The sequence below is a fragment of the Edwardsiella sp. A.80236 genome (genome assembly GCF_044540725.1).
Taxonomy (GTDB): Bacteria; Pseudomonadota; Gammaproteobacteria; order Enterobacterales; family Enterobacteriaceae; genus Edwardsiella; species Edwardsiella tarda.
Window position 1 is genome coordinate 1 of sequence record NZ_JBIUCY010000065.1, and the last position, 850, is coordinate 850.

Sequence of the window (850 nt, forward strand, 5' to 3'; positions counted from 1 at the left end):
AGGGGAGCCCGCAGAATTCGGAAAAAATCGTACGCTAAGGTTTTCCGGGCATCCGTAAGGGCCGAAACTTCCCGTCTTCCAGTCTGCGGCTCTGCCGCCAGACGTAATCGCCGGTTAGGTTGATGTGCTCCCAGCCCAGCGGCGACAGGAATTGCAGCAGCTCGCCGTCCACCGGCTTGCCGGCCTCGACCAACCCCTGGGTGGCGCGTTCCAGGTACACCGTGTTCCACAGCACGATAGCCGCCGTCACCAGGTTGAGGCCGCTGGCCCGGTAGCGCTGCTGCTCGAAGCTCCGATCCCTGATTTCCCCAAGGCGGTTGAAGAACACCGCCCTGGCCAGCGAGTTGCGCGCCTCACCTTTGTTCAGGCCGGCATGCACGCGGCGGCGCAGTTCAACACTTTGCAGCCAGTCCAGGATGAACAGCGTGCGCTCGATCCGGCCCAGCTCGCGCAGGGCCACGGCCAGTCCGTTCTGGCGCGGGTAGCTGCCGAGCTTGCGCAGCATCAGCGAGGCGGTGACGGTGCCCTGCTTGATCGAGCTGGCCAGGCGCAGGATGTCGTCCCAGTGGGCACGCACGTGCTTGATGTTCAGGGTGCCGCCGATCAGCGGGCGCAACGTCGGGTAGGCTTGCACGCCCTGCGGCACGTACAGCTTGGTTTCGCCGAGGTCGCGGATGCGCGGCGCGAAGCGGAAGCCTAGCAGGTGCATCAGGGCAAAGACGTGATCGGTGAAGCCGGCCGTGTCGGTGTAGTGCTCCTCGATCCGCAGGTCGGACTCGTGGTACAGCAGGCCGTCGAGCACATAGGTGGAATCGCGGACGCCGACATTCACCACGCGGGTGCTGAACGG

The 850-nt window shown here is 65.2% G+C and carries 1 protein-coding gene; it reads right to left on the minus strand.

Features of this window, described 5'->3' with window-relative positions:
- Positions 1-34: 34 nt before the first annotated feature.
- Positions 35-850 (minus strand): Tn3 family transposase (locus ACEQFP_RS17495; RefSeq protein ID WP_032226893.1); only part of this gene is annotated, 816 nt, incomplete at its 5' end.